Source organism: Pseudoalteromonas sp. PB2-1 (assembly GCF_045040605.1).
GTDB lineage: Bacteria > Pseudomonadota > Gammaproteobacteria > Enterobacterales > Alteromonadaceae > Pseudoalteromonas > Pseudoalteromonas arabiensis.
In genome coordinates this window covers 1,907,274-1,927,442 of the sequence record NZ_CP090667.1, presented here as the reverse complement: position 1 = coordinate 1,927,442, position 20,169 = coordinate 1,907,274, and the positions used below count along the sequence as shown (strand labels likewise).

General features: G+C 40.0%; 17 protein-coding genes. 14 read left to right on the top strand and 3 right to left on the bottom strand.

The genetic code is table 11. From position 1 onward, the window contains the following. Window positions 1-4 precede the first annotated feature (4 nt). The 10 genes from thrS (at window position 5) to L0Z67_RS08865 (ending at window position 10,271) form a co-directional block, all read left to right on the top strand. Window positions 5-1,915, top strand: coding sequence for a threonine--tRNA ligase (gene thrS, locus L0Z67_RS08910; protein WP_405127866.1), 1,911 nt, complete (start codon window positions 5-7; stop codon window positions 1,913-1,915). A gap of 57 nt (window positions 1,916-1,972) precedes the next feature. Continuing rightward, window positions 1,973-2,533, top strand: a complete 561-nt coding sequence (infC, locus tag L0Z67_RS08905; protein ID WP_083515308.1) for a translation initiation factor IF-3 — start codon at window positions 1,973-1,975, stop codon at window positions 2,531-2,533. 211 nt (window positions 2,534-2,744) lie between these two features. Next, a complete protein-coding gene (rpmI, locus tag L0Z67_RS08900; RefSeq protein WP_054554888.1) occupies window positions 2,745-2,945 on the top strand; it encodes a 50S ribosomal protein L35 in 201 nt (66 codons plus the stop codon). Window positions 2,946-2,960: 15 nt separating this feature from the next. Next, complete coding sequence (gene rplT, locus L0Z67_RS08895; protein ID WP_062569157.1) at window positions 2,961-3,320, top strand: 50S ribosomal protein L20; 360 nt, start codon at window positions 2,961-2,963, stop codon at window positions 3,318-3,320. Window positions 3,321-3,519: 199 nt separating this feature from the next. Beyond that, complete coding sequence (locus L0Z67_RS08890; RefSeq protein WP_405127865.1) at window positions 3,520-5,316, top strand: M14 family metallopeptidase; 1,797 nt, start codon at window positions 3,520-3,522, stop codon at window positions 5,314-5,316. 1 nt (window position 5,317) lies between these two features. After that, window positions 5,318-5,959 carry an MBL fold metallo-hydrolase gene (locus tag L0Z67_RS08885; RefSeq protein WP_062569155.1) on the top strand — a complete coding sequence of 214 codons (642 nt, stop codon included), beginning with the start codon at window positions 5,318-5,320 and terminating at the stop codon, window positions 5,957-5,959. A 97-nt stretch (window positions 5,960-6,056) separates the two neighbouring features. Then, window positions 6,057-6,515, top strand: coding sequence for an Lrp/AsnC family transcriptional regulator (locus L0Z67_RS08880; protein ID WP_036968198.1), 459 nt, complete (start codon window positions 6,057-6,059; stop codon window positions 6,513-6,515). Between the two features lie 148 nt (window positions 6,516-6,663). Continuing rightward, entirely contained in the window at window positions 6,664-8,220 is a 1,557-nt protein-coding gene (locus L0Z67_RS08875) for a SulP family inorganic anion transporter (protein ID WP_062569154.1), read from the top strand. Between the two features lie 155 nt (window positions 8,221-8,375). Then, window positions 8,376-9,446 (top strand): sensor histidine kinase, encoded by a 1,071-nt coding sequence (locus L0Z67_RS08870; RefSeq protein WP_062569153.1) that lies wholly within the window; start codon window positions 8,376-8,378, stop codon window positions 9,444-9,446. Continuing rightward, window positions 9,447-10,271 (top strand): LytTR family DNA-binding domain-containing protein, encoded by an 825-nt coding sequence (locus tag L0Z67_RS08865; protein ID WP_062569152.1) that lies wholly within the window; start codon window positions 9,447-9,449, stop codon window positions 10,269-10,271. 70 nt (window positions 10,272-10,341) lie between these two features. On the opposite strand, the gene pyk is transcribed toward L0Z67_RS08865, so the two are convergent. Further along, entirely contained in the window at window positions 10,342-11,775 is a 1,434-nt protein-coding gene (pyk, locus tag L0Z67_RS08860) for a pyruvate kinase (RefSeq protein ID WP_062569151.1), read from the bottom strand. A gap of 421 nt (window positions 11,776-12,196) precedes the next feature. On the opposite strand from pyk, the gene gndA reads away from it, so the two are divergent. Then, window positions 12,197-13,570, top strand: a complete 1,374-nt coding sequence (gene gndA / locus L0Z67_RS08855; protein WP_062569150.1) for an NADP-dependent phosphogluconate dehydrogenase — start codon at window positions 12,197-12,199, stop codon at window positions 13,568-13,570. Between the two features lie 59 nt (window positions 13,571-13,629). On the opposite strand, the gene ansA is transcribed toward gndA, so the two are convergent. Together ansA and sppA are read right to left on the bottom strand one after the other, a co-directional pair. After that, window positions 13,630-14,640: an asparaginase gene (gene ansA, locus L0Z67_RS08850; RefSeq protein WP_062569149.1), complete on the bottom strand. Its 1,011-nt coding sequence runs from the start codon at window positions 14,638-14,640 to the stop codon at window positions 13,630-13,632. Window positions 14,641-14,699: 59 nt separating this feature from the next. Then, on the bottom strand, window positions 14,700-16,565 hold the full coding sequence (gene sppA, locus L0Z67_RS08845) for a signal peptide peptidase SppA (RefSeq protein WP_237127868.1): 1,866 nt from the start codon (window positions 16,563-16,565) through the stop codon (window positions 14,700-14,702). A gap of 198 nt (window positions 16,566-16,763) precedes the next feature. On the opposite strand from sppA, the gene L0Z67_RS08840 reads away from it, so the two are divergent. The 3 genes from L0Z67_RS08840 (at window position 16,764) to L0Z67_RS08830 (ending at window position 20,113) form a co-directional block, all read left to right on the top strand. Next, window positions 16,764-18,725, top strand: a complete 1,962-nt coding sequence (locus L0Z67_RS08840) for an FAD-dependent oxidoreductase (protein WP_062569406.1) — start codon at window positions 16,764-16,766, stop codon at window positions 18,723-18,725. 68 nt (window positions 18,726-18,793) lie between these two features. Then, window positions 18,794-19,492, top strand: a complete 699-nt coding sequence (locus tag L0Z67_RS08835; RefSeq protein ID WP_405127864.1) for a DoxX family protein — start codon at window positions 18,794-18,796, stop codon at window positions 19,490-19,492. Window positions 19,493-19,564: 72 nt separating this feature from the next. After that, complete coding sequence (locus L0Z67_RS08830) at window positions 19,565-20,113, top strand: NAD(P)H nitroreductase (protein WP_062569146.1); 549 nt, start codon at window positions 19,565-19,567, stop codon at window positions 20,111-20,113. The last annotated feature ends 56 nt before the right edge of the window (window positions 20,114-20,169 follow it).

The following is a 20,169-nucleotide window of genomic DNA, read 5'->3' as shown; positions in this document are numbered from 1 at the left end:
TATAATGCCAGTTATTACCCTCCCTGACGGCAGTCAGCGTAGTTTTGAAAACCCAGTAAGTACCTATGATGTAGCAAGTGATATCGGTCCTGGCCTTGGCAAGGCAACTATTGCAGGCCGTGTGAATGGCTCGCGTGTTGATGCATGTGATTTAATTACCGATGACGCACGTTTAGAAATTATCACAGCAAAAGACGACGATGGTTTAGAGATCATCCGTCACTCATGTGCGCACCTTATTGGTCATGCAGTTAAGCAACTTTTCCCTGAAGCGAAAATGGCAATCGGTCCGACCATTGATAACGGTTTCTATTACGATATCGATATGGAGCATTCTTTAAGCCAAGACGATTTAGATGCAATTGAAAAGCGTATGCTTGAGCTTGCTAAAACAAACTACGATGTGGTTAAAAAGACCGTCAGCTGGCAAGAAGCGCGTGATACTTTTGAAGCACGCGGTGAAACATATAAAATGGAAATCTTAGACGAGAATATCGCAAAAGATGACCGTCCAGGCTTATACCATCACGAAGAATATGTTGACATGTGTCGTGGCCCACATGTACCAAATATGAAATTCTGCCAACATTTTAAAATAATGAAAGTGGCGGGTGCATATTGGCGCGGTGATTCTGAAAACAAAATGCTGCAACGTATTTACGGCACAGCATGGGCAGATAAAAAGCAACTTAAAGCGTATTTAAAACGTTTAGAAGAAGCTGAAAAACGTGACCATCGCCGTATTGGTAAAGCACTTGATTTATGGCATTGGCAAGAAGAAGCACCAGGCATGGTGTTTTGGCATAATGACGGCTGGAGCATTTACCGTGAACTAGAAGACTTTGTTCGTGAAAAACTACGTGAGTATGATTACGAAGAAGTGAAAGGCCCACTAATGATGGACCGTGGTTTATGGGAAAAATCAGGTCACTGGGATAAATATTCAGATGCCATGTTCACAACTGAATCAGAAAAGCGCGAATATGCAATTAAACCAATGAACTGCCCAGGTCACGTGCAAATCTTTAATCAAGGTTTAAAATCATACCGTGATCTTCCATTGCGTATGGCTGAGTTTGGGTGTTGTCACCGAAACGAACCATCAGGTGCATTGCACGGCTTAATGCGTGTACGTGGCTTTACTCAAGATGATGCGCATATCTTCTGTACAGAAGAGCAAATCATGGATGAAGTATCGTCATGTATCAAAATGGTTTACGATACATACGAAACGTTTGGCTTTGAAAAGATTGTTGTAAAACTATCTACTCGTCCAGAAAAGCGTATCGGCGAAGACGAAATGTGGGATAAAGCTGAGCTTGCACTGGCTGAAGCGCTGAAAGCAAATGACATTGAGTTTGATTACCTACCAGGTGAAGGTGCATTTTATGGTCCTAAAATTGAGTTTACACTCTATGACTGTTTAGATCGTGCATGGCAATGTGGTACTGTACAGCTAGATTTTGCATTACCGGGTCGTTTAGGTGCGACATACGTTGCAGAAAATAATGAACGTCGTACACCAGTGATGATTCATCGTGCTATATTAGGTTCAATCGAGCGTTTCATTGGTATTTTAACCGAAGAATACGCTGGCTTGTTTCCAACATGGCTTGCGCCTAAGCAAGTTGTGATTATGAATATCACCGATAAACAAGCTGATTATGTGCAAGAAATTGTACAAAAATTAAATAAACTTGGAATTAGAGCCGCTGCTGACTTGAGAAATGAGAAGATTGGCTTTAAAATCCGTGAACATACGTTAAAACGTATTCCATATTTACTTGTTGTTGGCGACAAAGAAGTTGAACAACAAGAAGTGGCAGTACGCACTCGCACAGGTGAAGACCTAGGCAAATTTAATGTTGATGATTTTGTAGCTAAAATTAGTGATGAAATAAAAAATCGACAGTAAATCATGAGCGTGTAGGGCATAACAAACAGCCAACTACACGCTTTTTATTTTATATTCTTGGAGGATCGTACCATTAGAGGCGGCAAGAAAGGGCAACAAACAGCTCAAAAAAATCGTATCAACGAAGATATTACAGCTAAAGAAGTTCGTTTAATTGACATTGACGGCGAGCAAGCTGGCATCGTGTCATTAAAAGAAGCGCAAGCTATGGCTGATGATGCGGGTGTAGATCTTGTAGAAATCAGTCCTAATGCAGAGCCACCTGTATGTAAGGTTATGGACTACGGTAAGTTCATCTTTGAAAAAAGCAAAGAACTAAAAGAACAAAAGAAAAAGCAAAAGCAGATCCAGGTTAAAGAAATCAAATTCCGTCCAGGTACGGATGAAGGTGATTACCAGGTTAAGCTTCGCAACTTGCGTAAGTTCTTAGAAGCGGGTGATAAAGCTAAAATTACTATTCGCTTCCGTGGCCGTGAAATGGCTCACCAAGAAATTGGTATTGAATTATTAAATCGTGTTAAAGCTGATTTGGAAGATGTTTCACAAGTTGAATCTTTCCCTAATCGTGTTGAAGGTCGTCAAATGGTAATGATGATGGCCCCTATTGCTAAAAAGTAATAAACAAGCGATAATACGCACCGAATTTATTTCAGGTCTCCAAGTAGCAGCATGCTGTTCACCTGAAATAACCGGTTTAAAGTAAAATTGCAGTTATATTGACTGGATTTTCACCGGATATTGGCGGTAAGTTTGGCCTTAAAAGTAGAGTTATTTATTTACCTCTCGCCTGCTTGCCTAATCGTAAAGCAATACATTTGGAGTTATTGCAATGGCTTATAAGCTAAAAACTCACAGAGGCGCTGCTAAGCGTTTCAAAAAGACTGCTTCTGGCGGTTTCAAGCGTAAACAAGCGCATCTTCGTCACATTCTGACTAAGAAAACTTCTAAGCGTAAATTACACTTACGTCCTAAGATGATGGTTCATAAGAATGACCATGGTCTAGTTTCACGTATGTTACCATTCGCTTAATAGGAGTCTTCAGAAATGGCAAGAGTTAAACGCGGTGTTATCGCACGTGCACGTCACAAAAAAGTTTTAAAGCAAGCTAAAGGTTACTACGGAGCACGTTCACGTGTTTACCGCGTAGCTTTCCAGGCAGTTACTAAAGCGGGTCAATACGCTTACCGTGACCGTCGTGCTAAGAAACGTACTTTCCGTCAACTTTGGATTGCACGTATCAATGCAGCAGCTCGTCAAAACGGTCTTTCATACAGCCGTTTTATCAATGGTCTTAAAAAGACTTCTGTAGAAATCGATCGTAAGATCCTTGCAGATATCGCAGTTTATGACCAAGTTGCATTTGCAGCACTTGTTGAAAAAGCAAAAGAAGGCCTAGCGGCTTAATTCGCTTTTCATAAAAGTTTTAAAAAGGAGCCTTGTGCTCCTTTTTTTGATCTCAAACTCAAAACATTTCTTTGCTAAATAATTATATACGCATGTCATTAGCTCCATTTTTTTGTTGAATCACCGCAGTTTACGCAATCAACTCAGATTAGTTGTTATAATTTCTTCTAATTAAATAAGTATCGCACCTGAGAGTAATATGTTTGCTGGCTTAATGTTTTTATCTGCTGCTGTGACCATGGACAGTCACTTACCACCCTTAAAACCTTGGCAAGGTGAAAGTGTGACGTTGATGCAAGAAAAAGGTCCATTAACTACAGATTTTGAATTAAGTGGCGGTATGCGTTCGCCAAACTATGAAGATACCATGGCGTTTGTTGATAGGCTTGTTGCAGCCAACCCAACACAGTTTAAAGTACAAACAATCGCAACAAGCAGTGCAGGGCGTAAGATAAAAATGTTAGTTGCGAATGAACAAGGTTTGTTCGATGCAGCGCAGTTAACGTCTGATGCAAAACCAACAATTTTTATTCAAGCTGGTATTCATAGCGGTGAGATTGATGGCAAAGATGCCATGTTTATGCTGCTGCGTGACATTGCAACAGGCAAGCGCCGTGATATCTTGAGTAAAGTAAATATACTTTTCATTCCTATTTTAAATGTTGATGGACATGAAAGAAGTAGCCAATTTAATCGTATAAATCAGCGTGGCCCCGTTGAAATGGGTTTTAGAACCAATGGTTTAAATTTAAACCTTAATCGTGATTACACTAAGTTAGATACCCCAGAAGTGCGAGGTGTGTTGAAGGTTATTAATACGTTCAAACCCGATCTTTATGTGGATGTACATGTTACCGACGGCGCTGATTATCAATATGATGTGACGTATGGCTATAATCCGGTTTTTTCAAGTGAATCACCCAGTGTTTCAGAAGCACTCGACACAATGTTCAAGCCAGTTATCGACACTAAATTGGCTAAGATGGGTCATATTCCCGGTCCGTTAGTTTTTGTAATGGATAAACGTGATTTTAAAAAAGGATTGGCTGGATGGGTTGCAACACCACGCTATTCGAATGGGTGGGGCGATTTACGTTCTTTACCGAGCATCTTAGTTGAAAACCACTCTTTAAAACCTTATAAACAGCGTGTACTTGGCACTTACGTGTTTTTAGATGGTGCAATTGATGCGCTTGCTAAAAATAATCAAGCGTTACAAGCGGCGGTTAAAAAAGAACGTGAATTTAAACCTACGCAACTGGTAGTTGAGCGCAGCTATGCAACAGAACCTGATACACTGGTATTTAAAGGAATAAAATATACGCGTAGTAAAAGTGAGTTATCAGGGCAAGCGGAAGTAGCTTATCTTGGTGAAGAAGAAAGTTATGATGCATTGCCTATTTACTGGCAAAAAATCGTTAAAAAAACAGTTAATGTGCCTAGCGCCTTTTATATTCCGCCAGCTTATAGTGCAATTATTAGTAAATTAAAACTACATGGTGTTGAAGTATTGCGTGTTAAAGACACTGGGCCTAAATCTTTAACCCAGGCTACGGTGAAAGACTATACTTTTGCTAAAGTGCCTTTTGAAGGGCGTTTTCGAGTTGAAGCAAGCTTCGATTACAAGAACATCACTGATTTTGATGTAACTGGCTGGTATAAGGTATCAACAAATCAGCCATACTCAGAGCTAGCAACTCATTTGCTGCATCCTGAAGCACCTGATTCATTCTTTGCATGGGGCGAGTTCAATACTATTTTTCAGCGCACTGAGTATATGGAAAACTATGCTTTGATACCTTACGCAAAGCAAATGTTACAAGCGCAACCAGAGCTAGCGCTTGAGTTTGATAAAAAAGTTCGTGAAGATAAAGTCTTTGCTAAAGACCCAGAAGCACGCCTGAACTGGTTATACAAGCGCTCACCTTTTTATGATCAAGCTTATTTGCAGTACCCAATTTTAATGGCGTTTGAAAAACCTTCCATGGAGCAATGAAATGAACGTTATTACAATTCCAGTAACAGGCTTTGCACAAAATTGTCGTGTTGTTATTTGTAGTGAGACCAACAAAGCGGCATTAATTGATCCTGGCGGAGATGCCGATAAACTAAGTGCAACGCTTTGTGAATTAGGATGCGAACTTGAGTCTATTTTTTTGACTCATGGTCACCTTGACCATGTTGGTGCAGCGAAACAACTTGCTGAAAAATTTGCTGTAAAAATCATAGGCCCACACATTGGCGATAAGTTTTGGTTTGATTCATTACCAATGCAAGCGCAAATGTTTGGTTTTACGCCCATAGCGCCATTTTATCCAGATGCATGGTTAGCTCATGGAGACACAATTCGTATAGGTAATACTTGTCTATCAGTGCGCCACTGCCCTGGTCACACCCCAGGACATGTTGTTTTTTACCATGATGTGTCTGAGCAAATATTTGTTGGTGATGTAATTTTTCAAGGTTCGGTAGGGCGTACTGACTTTCCTAAAGGCGACAGTGCGCAACTTATTGAATCTATTAAATCTGAAATATTGACTCTAGCAGATGAGGTTAGAATTCTCTCTGGGCATGGCCCAAATACAACGGTAGGTCATGAACGAAAAACGAACCCATTCATTAGCGGGCGTTATGGCTAGAATTGCATTTTTTTTGCATAAATAATTGAAAATGAGCAGACTGATTTTTAAATCAGTAGTATAATTTAACCAATAACTTTAAAGAAAAAGAAATAAAATGTCTCTAAACCAAGTAGATCGCCAAATTTTGGCATTGTTACAGCAAGATGCTAGCTTATCAACGGCAGAAATTGCCGATAAAGTTGGTTTATCTCAATCTCCATGTTGGCGTCGTATTGCGAAGCTTGAACAGGATGGCTATATCAAAGGTAAAGTTGCTTTGCTTGACGAGAAAAAGCTTGGCTTCGATATGTTGGTTTACGCCCATGTTCGCTTATCTAACCACGGTAGAACAAACTTGGCTGAATTTGAACGTTTGATCATGAGTTATGATGAAGTTACCGAATGCTACAGTATGGCAGGGACAATGGACTTTATGTTACGTATCATATCAAAAGGGATAGAGGGCTATGAGCAGTTTGTTCGTGATAACCTTTTGAACTTAGAATTCGTTCAAGAAGTACATTCGAATGTTACAATGACATGTGTTAAACGTAGTACATCATTACCACTCTAGTTCTTCCATTTACTACACTGAGTCTTTTTCAATGAACGGCTAGCATTTTACAATGCTAGCCGTTTTGTTGTTAATAATTGTTAACGTAACAAGTTTTTGCTAGAATTCCGCGCCTTGCCAAAACGTATTCACAAGAAAGAGGATCTTAATGTTTAACTTACTCAGCAAAGCACCTAGCTCTGCTAAAAACGATATATTATCAGGCCTGACTGTAGCGTTAGCATTAGTACCAGAAGCAGTTGCATTTGCTTTCGTTGCTAACGTAGAACCATTAGTCGGTTTATATGCTGCATTTATTGTTGGCTTAATAACGGCTATTTTTGGGGGTCGTCCAGGTATGATTTCTGGTGCTACAGGCGCACTGGCTGTTGTGATGGTAAGTTTAGTATTAGATCATGGTGTAGAGTATTTATTTGCCACTGTACTATTAATGGGGATATTGCAGATCTTAGCGGGGGTGTTTAAGCTGGGTAAATTTATCCGCATGGTGCCACATCCTGTGATGTTGGGATTTGTAAACGGCTTGGCAATCGTTATTTTCTTAGCGCAGTTAGGGCAGTTTAAAGTACCAGATGGCATGGGCGGTCAGCAGTGGATGGAAGGACAAGCGCTTTATATCATGCTTGGTTTAGTTGCATTAACTATGGCTATTATTCACTTTTTGCCAAAGCTCACGACAGCAGTACCATCTTCGCTTGTTGCGATTGTGACCGTAACAGGTTTAGTTATTGGTCTAGATTTAGAAGCGCGTACGGTACTTGATTTTCTAAAGGGCATGACAGGTAACGAGCAAGCGACTATTGCAGGTGGCTTACCTGAATTTCATATTCCTATGGTGCCTTTCAATTTAGAAACGCTTAAAATTATTTTCCCTTACGCATTAGTTTTAGCGGCAATTGGCTTAATTGAGTCATTATTAACACTTACTTTAATTGATGAGATCACAGAAACTCGCGGCCATAGTAATAAAGAGTGTATAGGTCAGGGCGCTGCCAATGTGACGTGTGGCTTCTTTGGTGCAATGGGTGGTTGTGCCATGATTGGTCAATCAATGATCAATATAAACTCGGGTGGTCGTTCACGTTTATCTGGCATTAGTGCAGCTTTATTACTTCTTGTTTTTATCGTGTTTGCAGCAAGTTTAATCGAGATGATCCCATTAGCAGCGCTAGTAGGTGTTATGTTTATGGTGGTTTTAGGCACATTTGAGTGGGCAAGTTTCAAAATGATGAAGCGAGTACCTAAGTCAGATGCGTTTGTGATTGTATTAGTGTCAGGTGTAACCGTTGCAACCGACTTGGCAATAGCGGTTTGTGTGGGGGTCATTGTATCTGCACTGGTATTTGCTTGGCAGCATGCGAAGCACATTTACACAAGTAATTATATAGATGAGCAAGGCTCAAAAGTATATGAACTACATGGCCCGTTGTTCTTTGGCTCAGTGAAAAATTTTGCTGAACTATTTGATGTTAAAAATGATCCTCAAGATGTGATCATCGAATTCAAGCACAGCCGTGTTGCTGATCACAGTGCAATTGAAGCCATAGATAGCCTAGCGGACAAATATAAAAAAGCAGGCAAGCAATTACACTTACGCCACTTGAGTCCTGATTGCATTCAACTCCTTCATAAGGCACGTGATATTGTTGAAGTAAATGTGATTGAAGATCCAAATTATAAAGTGGCTTCAGATAAATTAGCTTAAAAATAAAGTAATGATAAAGCGAAGGCTGTCGTAGTCTTCGCTTTTTTAATGCCTGAAGAATGCGGTAAGGCTATAAAAAATCAAGATAGGCGGCAGTGCTTTATTCTCGTGACTATCGGTATAATAAAAATAAGTATATAAGGTAACTCGTTATTTTGAATTGGCAATCTTTAGTTGATAATCGACAACGTTTTTTCTGGGTCCTGCAGATCGCTGGCTGGATTGGCTATGCATTAGTAAATTATATAGGCTCAAAAGTATTTGAAATGCGTGACATATACGTGTTTGTTATCGTTTTGAATGCTTATGCAGGATGCTTAATGACGATACCTTTACGCTATATGTATAGGAAAGTGTGGAACGCGTCACCTTGGGTATTAATGCTCGTTGTTTTTGGCGCGTCTTATCTGACGGGAACGCTTTGGGCAGTAGTACAAAAATTTAACTTATGGGAAATATACCGACATGGTTATAGGCCAAATGAGTGGTTTTATTACCTTCAACAAGGTTTAGATTCTGTCTATATCATTTTGTGTTGGAGTGGTTTGTACTTTGGAATTAAGTATTACCAGCTTTTACAAAGTGAGCGACAAAAAGCATTAAAAGCAACAACAATGGCCCATGAAGCGCAACTAAAAATGCTTCGTTATCAGTTAAACCCGCATTTTTTATTTAATACGCTTAATGCTATTTCTACATTGATATTAGTTAAAGAGAACAAAGATGCAAATCTAATGGTCTCTAAATTAAGTGACTTTTTACGTTATACGTTAAACACAGATCCAATCAAAAAAGTCCCATTAGAGCAGGAGTTACATGCTTTAATGTTGTACTTAGAAATTGAAAGAGTGCGTTTTGATGAACGTTTGCAGGTAAATGTTGAAGTGAGTGAGCAAGCAAAAGAAGCACTAGTGCCAAGTTTAATACTGCAACCGATTATCGAAAATGCCATTAAGTATGCTATTGCACAACTAAATGAAGGTGGTGTGATTGATATAAAAGCACAAGTTTTCGCAAATGAACTATTATTGGAAGTAGGCGATAATGGTCCTGGTACCGAGCTGATAAATGGCCAACTGGTTAATTCTCAAGGCGTTGGCATAGCAAATACCAAAGACCGACTAAAAACACTTTATGAGAACAATTATTCGTTTGTACTCTCTGACAATACGCCAAGTGGATTAAAGGTAAATCTGCGTGTTCCGTTTGAAAAGGCTGTTAAATAAATGAGCAAAATTAGAACGCTGATTGTTGATGACGAACCATTAGCCAGAAAAGGCTTAGCTGTAAGACTTTCTGAGTTTGACGATTTGGAAGTTATTCGTTTATGTAGCAATGGACAAGAAGCAATTGATGAGTGTGTATCTGGCAACATTCAATTAGTATTTTTGGATATCCAAATGCCAAACATGAATGGGTTTGAAGTAGCGCGAGCATTGAGCGAGAGTGTCAATCCATTACCAGCTATTGTTTTTGTAACGGCATTTGACCAGTTTGCTGTTAAAGCATTCGAAATTCATGCATTGGATTATATTCTTAAACCAGTCGACGACAACAGACTAAAACAGGCGGTAGAGAAAGTGCATACCTATTTAAAGACACAACAAGATAACGCCCATAAGAAGAAACTAGCGAGCTTTGTTGCGGGTATTACAGGTAACAACTGCGAAGAAATTTTAAAGAAATTAGCAACAGGAGATAGCCTAGCAGATAGGCGTTATCCAGAATCACTCGCTGTAAAAGAGCAGGGTGAAATTGTTCGTGTGCCTGTGGTTACAATTCAATGGGTTGATGCGGCAGGTGATTATATGTGTCTACATTGCCAAGACGGACAAACGCATATCTTACGAAAAACGATGAAAGAGCTTGAACAAGAGCTCGACCCGCAATTGTTTGTACGTGTTCATCGTAGTGCTATTGTAAATACTAAACAAATTAGCAAACTTGTTACCCAAGTAAGCGGTGAGTACTTATTAGTGCTTGATAACGGTCAAGAACTAAAAGTGAGCCGTAGTTACCGTGATAAAGTGAAAGCAGCACTGGCCAGCTAGTTAACAATAGACACTAATTAAGTCAAAAAGGCGCATTTAATGCGCCTTTTTAACGAGTAATTGTAATAGTTTAAACTGTTACAATCTTCATTGTGTTTGTCGCACCAATCGTTTCCATCGCATCGCCGTGCGTTAAAATCACGGTGTCGCCAGCCACAAGAGAACCAAGTTCAACCAGCGTGTTTAATGCGTCACGAACCATGCTGTCATCTTCACATTTTGTTGAATCGAAGAATACAGGATAAACACCACGATAAAGAGCTGTTTGCCCCAGTGTGCTTGCATGGCGTGATAGTGAGTAAATTGGCAGACCAGAGCTAATACGCGACATTAACTTAGCTGTGCTGCCTGATTCCGTTAGTGTCACAATCGCTTTTACAGAATCTAAATGATTAGCTGCATACATCGCAGATAAGGCAATTGATTCAGCATTTGATGAAAAACGGCTGTCTAAACGGTGTTTAGAGACATGTGTTTCTTTTTGAGATTCTGCACCTAAACAAACGCGAGCCATAGTAGCTACGGTTTCTTCAGGGTAGTCACCTGCCGCTGTTTCAGCAGATAACATAACTGCATCTGTACCATCTAATACGGCGTTAGCAACGTCCATAACCTCTGCACGGGTTGGCATTGGGTTATCAATCATTGATTCCATCATTTGTGTTGCAGTAACAACAGTACGGTTTAGTGAACGTGCGCGGCTAATAATAAGCTTTTGTTTACCAACTAGGGCGGCATCACCAATTTCAACACCAAGGTCACCACGTGCAACCATAACAGCGTCAGATGCAAGTACGATATCATCAATTGCTTCAACAGTCTCAACCGCTTCTGCACGCTCTATTTTTGCTAGAAGTTGCGCGTTTGAACCAGCCGCTTCTGCTAAAGAGCGAACATAGCGCATGTCATCGCCACTACGTGGGAATGAAACAGCAATATAATCAACACCAATTTCAGTAGCTGTGATTAAATCTTCTTTGTCTTTTTCAGTGAAAGCTGGGGCTGTTAAGCCACCACCTAATCGGTTAATCCCTTTATTATTTGACAGTATACCGCCGACAGTAACAGTCGTGTGAACTAGGGCACCATCAACGCTATCGACAGTTAATTGAATCAAACCGTCATTTAATAGTAGTAAGTCACCAGGTTTAACGTCGTTTGGTAACTCTTTATAGTCGATACCTACCGAGTTTACGTCGCCTTGGCCTTTTTCCATTTTCGCATCAAGGGTAAATTTTGCGCCTACTTCTAGGTTAACTTTACCATCTTTGAAAGTTGATACACGAATCTTAGGGCCTTGTAAGTCAGCGAGAATAGCAACGTGTTTGCTTAAACGCTTAGCAATGCTGCGTACCGCTTCTGCGCGGTCTTTATGATCTTGTGCTACACCATGTGAGAAGTTCAAACGAACAACATTTGCACCTGCACGAATAATTTTTTCTAGGTTGTTATCGCGATCGGTTGCCGGTCCAAGGGTCGCAACAATTTTTGTGCGTCTTAGCATCAAATTCTCCTGTGCGCTTAATTAAATTAAGCAAATTGATGGTTATCTATTAAAAAGTCGTGCAATTAAACCATTTATATTGGCTTATACATCGGCACGATGTAGAACTCATAAGTAAGAATAGTGTTCTTACTTATGAGAATCAGACTATTTGCATAAAATTGTAATATACAAAGTAACAATGACGTTATTATGACACCGGTGTCAGGTAGCGTCAATACACATACCTTTTTAAAGGGTATTATAAAAATCTGGTCCGATGCCTTCGTTATTTTGATATACTGACCATAACGTCGCTTCATGATTTTGATGATTTATATCAACTTAGCTTACAAGCTCGCATTTTTGGGCTGCTTGGGTATAATGCGCGCGTAATTATTTTGATTAACTAACCAATAGTTGTTACCGAGGAGGACACTAAATGCAAGTTGCATTAGTAGGGTTAGGCGTTATGGGTAAAAATCTTGCCCTCAACCTGATTGAAAAAGGGCTGACATTAGTAGCTTATGATAAAAACCCTGATGCGGGTGCTGAGTTACTAAGCTGTGCGAAAACGCTTGGTTTGGCAGACCGTTTACACATAGTGTCTGATTTAAATGATATGGTTAGACGCTTAGAGCCGCCTCGTTCAATCTTACTATTAGTTCCTGCTGGTGAATTGGTTGACAAAGTGTGTACAGAGCTTGCAGAAGCAGGCGTTGACTGTGATGACATTATTGTAGATTGCGGCAACAGTAACTACAAAGATGGTATTAGCCGTAAACTTAAATATCAAAACAAATTTGAATTTGCCACTATGGGTATTTCTGGCGGTGCAGAAGGCGCACGTCATGGTCCTGCTATGATGGCGAGTGGCTCAGAAGGCGGCTGGGAGCGTGTAGAGCCGTGGTTCGAAAAAGTAGCGGCAAGCTACAAAGGTGAATCATGTTTTGCGCGTGTAGGTCAATCTGCAAGTGGTCACTTTGTAAAAATGGTTCACAACGGTATCGAATATGCGTTGATGCAATTAATTGCCGAAATGTACCAATTGCTACGTTTAGGCACCAATCGTTCACCGAAAGAAGTGGCTGATATTTTCAATGACTGGTCAGAAGGGACTTTAAATAGCTACTTACTGTCAATTTCAAGCCATATCTTAAGCCTTGAAACAACAGAAGGTGAGCCGCTAGTCGATTTAATCGATAATAAGGTTGGCGCTAAAGGCACTGGCCTATGGACTGCACAAAATGCGCTAGAACTTGGCATTGCAGTACCATCATTAGTGGCGGCTGTACAAGCTCGTCACTTAACAAATACTTGTGATACACATGCAGCGAAAGAAATGACTTACGCTGCTAAAGCAACTGACTCAGTTGATTTAGATTTGGATGAGTTAAAAGATGCATTCACACTGGCAAGTTTACTTGCTTATCGTCAAGGCTTAGCACTTATCAAAGGTGCATCTCGCGCTCATCAATGGAAAGTTGACCTTTCGAAAACGCTACAAACATGGCGCGCTGGTTGTATCATTCGTGCTGATTACTTAGACAATGTGGCTGAAGGTGTAGAATTTATCGATTCGATGCAGCGTGAATCAGCTGCATTACGCAAAGTAACAGGCGCAGCAGTTGCTTCGGGTCTTGCGTTCCCTGTGTTAACAGCCACACAAACTTACATTGCGACGTTAACAACACCAAGTAATGGTCACCTTGTTCAAGCACAACGTGACTACTTCGGTGAGCATGGTATTAAAACTCACAGTGGTGAGATTTGCCATTTAACAGACTTAGTTGAGATTGACGAAAAAGTTCGTTAATTATCAAAAGTATAAAAAAAGGCACCAGTTGGTGCCTTTTTTGTATTCAATTGTATTGATTATCGGCTCAATTCACCGCGCAAATTGTCTTGCATCAAGTGACGAATTGTTTCTACTTCAAGTTTTTGACTGAATAAGTAGTGTAATTTGGTTAAACACGCCTCTAATGTCATATCGTAGCCACTGATCACACCACAATTTAATAAGGCATTACCCGTTGCATATCCACCCATATTCACTTGGCCTTTTAAACACTGTGTTAAGTTAACAATCACCATACCGCGTTTACTAGCGTCATTAAGAATATTTAAAAACGCAGGATCTTGTGGCGCATTACCGACACCAAAGCTAAGTAAAACAAGTGCTTTGATATCATCGTTAACTAAACTTTTTACCACTTTAGGGCTTATACCTGGGTATAGATAAAGCACACCTATGGGTTGTGGTGTGATATTCGATACCTGTAATTCGTTATCAACGTAAGGGCTGAGCTGCCCTTTGATCAGTTGAATATTAATTCCAGATAATGCTAAAGGTTCAAGGTTAGGTGAAGCAAACGCATCAAAGCCATCGGCATGCGCTTTGGTAGCACGGTTACCACGGAACAGCTGGTTATTAAAAAATAGGCTTACTTCAGCAATCGGATAATTAGCGGCTAAATACATCGCATTTAGTAAGTTCACTTGCCCATCTGAGCGCAGCTGCGACAGTGGAATTTGCGAGCCGGTTACAATCACAGGTTTTGTTAGGTTTTCGAACATGAAAGACAAAGCCGAGGCGGTATAGGCCATGGTATCGGTACCATGTAAAACTACAAAGCCATCATAGTCTTGGTATTTACTTTTAATATCGTCAGCAATGAGTTGCCAATGGGCAGGCGACATGTCTGAAGAATCAATGAGTGGGCAATATTCGTGTATATCAAACAAAGGCATTTCATCGCGATTAAACTCTGCATTATTAACCACTGTTTCGGTCAAAAAACCTTCTGCCGGAACATAGCCGCGGCTCGATTTTTTCATCCCGATAGTACCGCCCGTGTAGGCGATATATATACGTTTACGTTTCATAAAAAAAGCCCAGTAAAATAACTGGGCTTAGTATACCTAAAATTGCTTAGCTAAGTAACTTATTGAATTACGTTACATACTAAACAACGTGCATAAACACCTTGTGGATCGTTATAATCTTTTAGGTTATCAATTTCACTACTAACCTGATTAATTAGGCTCTGTAAATTAGCTTGTGTTGCAAGCACTGATCGCGATGAATCAGATTTAGCAAAAAAGCTTTTAACAGCGGCTGTACCAAAGATATCTTGTAGCATTTGCTCTTGAGGGGTAAGCGACTGTTTGATGGTTTTAACATCATAGTGAGTTAGCTTAGCAAGTTCAGCCGCAGCTTTAATAGCATCTTGCTTATCACCTAGTTTATCGACTAAACCTAGCTCTTTTGCTTGGGTCGCAATCCACACACGGCCTTGAGCTATTTCATTCACTTGTTCTGGTGTCATGTTACGTGCTTCTGCCACTACATTTAAGAAGCGCTGATAAGCATCTTCTACACTCAATTGAATGATATCTGCCATTTTCTCATCAAGTGGGCGAGCAATCGAAAAACCAGCAAGATCGGTCGTTGCCACACCATCTGAATAAATACCTAATTCAGCCATGGTATTTTCAAATGTCATGAAGGTACCGAATACACCAATTGAGCCCGTAATAGTACTAGGAGCAGCCCAAATTTCGTTAGCGGCAGATGCAATCCAATAACCACCAGAAGCGGCAACTGAGCTCATTGATGCAATAACGGGTTTGCCAGCAGCTTTAAGTGCTAATACTTCGGCACGAATTACTTCAGATGCGAACATACTACCGCCACCTGAATCAATACGAAGCACAACAGCTTTTACTTTGTCGTCAAGACGCGCTTTACGAAGTAGGGCAGCGGTAGAGTCACCACCAATCTCACCTGCCTTACGTTCACCGTCTACAATGGTTCCTTTAGCAACAACAACAGCTACTTTTTCAGTAATTGGATTATCAAATTCAATAGGTGATTTTACAAGCGATAAATACTCACGGAAGCTAACCTGTTTAAAGGTTTTGCCTGTTTCTTCAGTACCCACTACATCAATTAATTGTTGACGAATTTGTTGTGACGTTTTCAGTGAGTCAACCCATTGGTTGTTTAGTGCGTATTGACCTGAATTACCATTAACGGCTTGCATTTTAGCAAGGTATACATCCATATCTTCATCGAAATTGCTTTCATCGAATGGACGACTTGCAGCGACGTCTGTTTTGTACTCGTTCCAAAGTGCGGTTAGCCAGACATTATTTGCCTCTTTTGCAGCCTCAGACATGTCGTTGCGGATGAAAGGTTCAACGGCTGACTTATAAGTACCCACGCGGAAAATGTGTTGTGTTACTTTAAGTTTCTCAAGTGCATCTTTGAAATAAAGCGGAAACATGCCGTAGCCTTCAATGCTTACACCGCCATAAGGGTGCATTGACACCTCATTAGCATGAGCTGCAATATAATATTGTGCTTGCGTGTAATAATAGCCCGTTGCGACAACTTGTTTACCCGCTTCTTTAAATGCATCAATCGCCTTTGTTATTTGCTTTAATTTGTTGATATGGGCACTTGGCATTTTTTGTAAGTCAAGCAGCATAACTGAAATACGATCATCTTCAGTTGCCTGATTAATAACTTCAATTACATCATCAAGCAAAATTTCTGATGGTGCTTCTTGGCCCATAGTTGCATCGTTGATAGCTGCTTCAACAGGGTCAACATAGGTTTTTTCCTCAACAATTGGTCCATTTAGGTTTAGGCGTAATACAGTGCCGTCGGCCACTTTTACTTTGTCTTCTTCACTGGAGATAGCAACAATAAATAGTATTACTAGTAGTAAAAATATAATGTTGAGAACCAATCGGCGTGAGAAGTTAATCCCTGCCCAAATGCCTTTAAATATCTTTGCTAGCAAAATAAATCCTTAATTCAGTACAACTTAGTAGTTAACTCATCTTAGCTCAGAATAACCTTAAAATTAACTGTTAAATAGTAACAGAGTGTTTAAATCAACAAATTGCCACAGATTAATTAGATGCTAAAAGTTGATTATTTACAGTTATTACAGCAGAATCTAACTATTACAGAGGTTAGACCAGTTAACGGGGCACACATGTTAGAACAAAAATTACAATTACCGCATACTGAACTTCGTAATCGTTTGGTTATGGGATCAATGCATACAGGGCTTGAAGAAGGCTGGCATAACCGAAAACGCTTACGAGCATTTTACCAAGCAAGGGCGAAGGGGGGCACTGGGTTAATTATTACTGGCGGCTATAGCCCAAATATACGTGGTAAATTAACTCCCTTTGCTTCAACGTTTAGCTCTTATTATGATGTGATTAAACACCGTGCTTATACAGAGGCTGTGCATGAGCAAGGTGGAAAAATCTGCTTGCAGTTACTGCATGCTGGACGATATGCCTATCATCCATTTAATCAAGCGCCAAGTGCAATTAAAGCGCCTATCAATCCTTATAAACCTAAAGCAATGTCATTAGGTTCAATAAAAAAGACCATCAAAGACTTTGCGAACTCTGCAAAGCTTGCTGAAAAAGCGGGTTATGATGGTGTTGAAATCATGGGCTCAGAAGGGTATTTAATCAATGAGTTTATGGCTAATCACACAAATAAACGCACCGATAGCTATGGCGGTAGTTTAGAAAATCGCATGCGTTTAGCTGTTGAGATTGTTAAAGCTGTTAGAGCAAAAGTAAGTAAAAAATTTATTATTATTTTTCGTCTATCAGTTATGGATCTTATTCCAGATGGCTCAACGCCAGATGAAGTAAAGCAACAAGCTATAGCACTTGAAGAGGCTGGAGTAGACATATTTAATACTGGTATTGGCTGGCATGAAGCGCGTGTTCCAACTATTGCCAGCATGGTTCCGCCTGGTGCATTTAAAGAAGCTTCGAAAAGGTTAAAAGACACTGTGTCAGTGCCGGTTGTGGCTGTAAACCGTATTAATACTCCTGAAATCGCCAATAGCATTTTAGAGGCAGGTGAGTCAGATCTTATTTCTATGGCTCGTCCACTTCTGGCTGATCCTGAATTCTTTAACAAATATATTAATAAGCAGTCTGAACAAATTAATATTTGCATTGGTTGTAACCAAGGTTGTTTAGATCATGTCTTTAAAAATAAACGAGCGACATGCTTGGTCAATCCACAAGCGGCGTTTGAATTAGACTATAGTTTAGAAAAAGCATCGTCTTCACGTTTAGTACTTGTTGTGGGAGCAGGGCCGGCTGGTCTTGCTGCAAGTTGCTATCTCGCACAGAAAGGGCACAAGGTAACACTCATCGAGCGCAAAGAGAAAATGGGTGGTCAATTTAATCTGGCAATGCAAATCCCAGGTAAAGAAGACTTTAACCATACACTTAACTACTTCACTAACGAATTAAAGCGTCTTGATGTTGATCTAAAACTAGGTACTGAATTTAAAGACGATATGCTTAATCAATACGATGACGTTGTGTTTGCAACAGGCGTACGTCCACGTGAAGCGAAAATCGAATGTGGCGATGGTAAACGTGTATTCGCTTATGATGAAGTGATTCGAGGTGAAGTAGAGCTTGGTGAAAAAATTGCTATATTGGGGGCTGGCGGCATTGGTTTTGATATGGTGGCATTTTTAAGTGAACACAAAGGTCAAACTATTGAGCAGTTTAAAACTCAGTGGGGAATAGAGTGTGAAGCCAAGCCAGACAAAGATACACGTAAGCTTTATATGCTTAAGCGAAGTGAAGGACGCTTTGGTAGCGACTTAGGTAAAACGACAGGTTGGATACATCGCCAGGTTGCTAAACAACATGGTGTAACACAAATAGCAGAATGTCAGTACTTAAGCTTCGATAAACAGGGGTTGAAGATCACAGTCAAAGGCGAAGAAAAACTGTTAGATGTCGATACGGTCATCGCATGCATCGGTCAAGTGTCTAACAGCGAAACATTTGCAAATGAAAAAGAAAATGCGAAAGTTCACGTTATTGGTGGAGCCAAGTTAGCGGCTGCCATTGATGCTAAGCGTGCAATTTTTGAAGCATTACAGGTAGCTAGAAAAATCTAATTGAAATAAACACAAGCTATATGTGGTCTTAGTCTATACTAATTACTAGTCTTATAACTGAGGCCACAATGTTGAATACTTTAATAAAATCATATGATCAATCCTTAAATAAACTCCGTATTTTTGACGGCGTTCCTGCACTTCTTATCAGATTTATCTTAGCCCCGGTTATGATAATTGCTGGCTTTAATAAGCTTGCTCTGAGTGGTGATGTTACTCATTTTTATCAATACTTTTTAGCATCCGAAGATATCATCGCCTGGTTTGGAAATGAAGAGTGGGGTCTCGGTTTACCTTTTCCTGCATTATTAGCTTTTCTAGCTGCATGGACTGAATTTTTAGGTGGGATACTTTTATTTTTTGGCTTTTTAACTCGACTTGTGGCTATACCACTTATGATTACCATGTTAGTAGCGGCAACGACTGTTCATAGCGAACATGGTTGGTTTGCTGTTACGCCAACAGATGCAAGCACAAGTCCTGCGCGTGTTTTAAGTTGGATAAATATCCCGGGAGCACAAGAAAGCTTAGACAATTCAGCACAAGCCTCAGAAAGATTATCTAAAATGCGCGATTTATTAGAAACACACGGTCATACTGGCTATTTATATGAAACTGGCCGTCCTATGATTTTAAATAATGGTATGGAGTTTTCAGTAATTTACTTTGTCATGCTTTTGAGCCTGTTCTTTATGGGTGGGGGAAGATACTTGAGTATCGATTACTGGTTGGCTGTAAAGCAAACTAATGACTTTATTGATAACTAGAATAAGTGTTAAGCTTAAATTTTATAGCCCCTATTAATTAGGGGCTTCGTATTATGTATTTACGGATTTGAAATGGATGCTTTAACGCTTTTACAAACTCGACAGTCTGATCCAAGGCTTGTCGCACCTGGCCCTTCACAAGAACAATTATCAATTATCAAACGTGCGGCACTGAAAGTGCCAGATCATGGTTGCATAGCACCGTGGCGATTTATTGTTGCACAAGGCGAAGCATTAAATAAGCTAGGTGAGATTTATCACCAAGCGGCAGTTGCTGAGCAACAAGATGCAAGAATCATTGAACGTGCAAAATCATTACCTTTGCGTGCGCCAATGGTGATAATTGCAATCGCTAATGTAATCGACAATCCAAAAGTACCGCGTATTGAGCAAGTACAAAGTGCAGGATGCAGCGTCCTAGCAATGCAACAAGCTGCTTTTGCACAAGGACTAGGTGGTATTTGGCGAACCGGTTACTTTGCGCAAAGTCCTTTTGTTAAGTCTGCTTTAGGGTGCAAAGAAGAGGATGAAATTGTAGGATTTTTATATCTGGGAACACCAGAAGTGGACTGCAAAAAGCCTGTAAGGCATGAACCATCACGATTTTTTGAAAATTTATAATAATTTTTGAACTTTTTTGTATTTTAATAGTCAGATCTGATTAAGCTTGCTTATGC

What these genes read in the sequence shown, in the direction of transcription:
- thrS (WP_405127866.1), top strand. Translation starts at nt 5, where the DNA reads ATGCCAGTTATTACCCTCCCTGACGGCAGTCAGCGTAGTTTTGAAAAC.
- rpmI (WP_054554888.1), top strand. Translation starts at nt 2,745, where the DNA reads ATGGCTTATAAGCTAAAAACTCACAGAGGCGCTGCTAAGCGTTTCAAA.
- rplT (WP_062569157.1), top strand. Translation starts at nt 2,961, where the DNA reads ATGGCAAGAGTTAAACGCGGTGTTATCGCACGTGCACGTCACAAAAAA.
- L0Z67_RS08890 (WP_405127865.1), top strand. Translation starts at nt 3,520, where the DNA reads ATGTTTGCTGGCTTAATGTTTTTATCTGCTGCTGTGACCATGGACAGT.
- L0Z67_RS08885 (WP_062569155.1), top strand. Translation starts at nt 5,318, where the DNA reads ATGAACGTTATTACAATTCCAGTAACAGGCTTTGCACAAAATTGTCGT.
- L0Z67_RS08880 (WP_036968198.1), top strand. Translation starts at nt 6,057, where the DNA reads ATGTCTCTAAACCAAGTAGATCGCCAAATTTTGGCATTGTTACAGCAA.
- L0Z67_RS08875 (WP_062569154.1), top strand. Translation starts at nt 6,664, where the DNA reads ATGTTTAACTTACTCAGCAAAGCACCTAGCTCTGCTAAAAACGATATA.
- L0Z67_RS08865 (WP_062569152.1), top strand. Translation starts at nt 9,447, where the DNA reads ATGAGCAAAATTAGAACGCTGATTGTTGATGACGAACCATTAGCCAGA.
- pyk (WP_062569151.1), bottom strand. Translation starts at nt 11,775, where the DNA reads ATGCTAAGACGCACAAAAATTGTTGCGACCCTTGGACCGGCAACCGAT.
- gndA (WP_062569150.1), top strand. Translation starts at nt 12,197, where the DNA reads ATGCAAGTTGCATTAGTAGGGTTAGGCGTTATGGGTAAAAATCTTGCC.
- ansA (WP_062569149.1), bottom strand. Translation starts at nt 14,640, where the DNA reads ATGAAACGTAAACGTATATATATCGCCTACACGGGCGGTACTATCGGG.
- L0Z67_RS08840 (WP_062569406.1), top strand. Translation starts at nt 16,764, where the DNA reads ATGTTAGAACAAAAATTACAATTACCGCATACTGAACTTCGTAATCGT.
- L0Z67_RS08835 (WP_405127864.1), top strand. Translation starts at nt 18,794, where the DNA reads ATGTTGAATACTTTAATAAAATCATATGATCAATCCTTAAATAAACTC.
- L0Z67_RS08830 (WP_062569146.1), top strand. Translation starts at nt 19,565, where the DNA reads ATGGATGCTTTAACGCTTTTACAAACTCGACAGTCTGATCCAAGGCTT.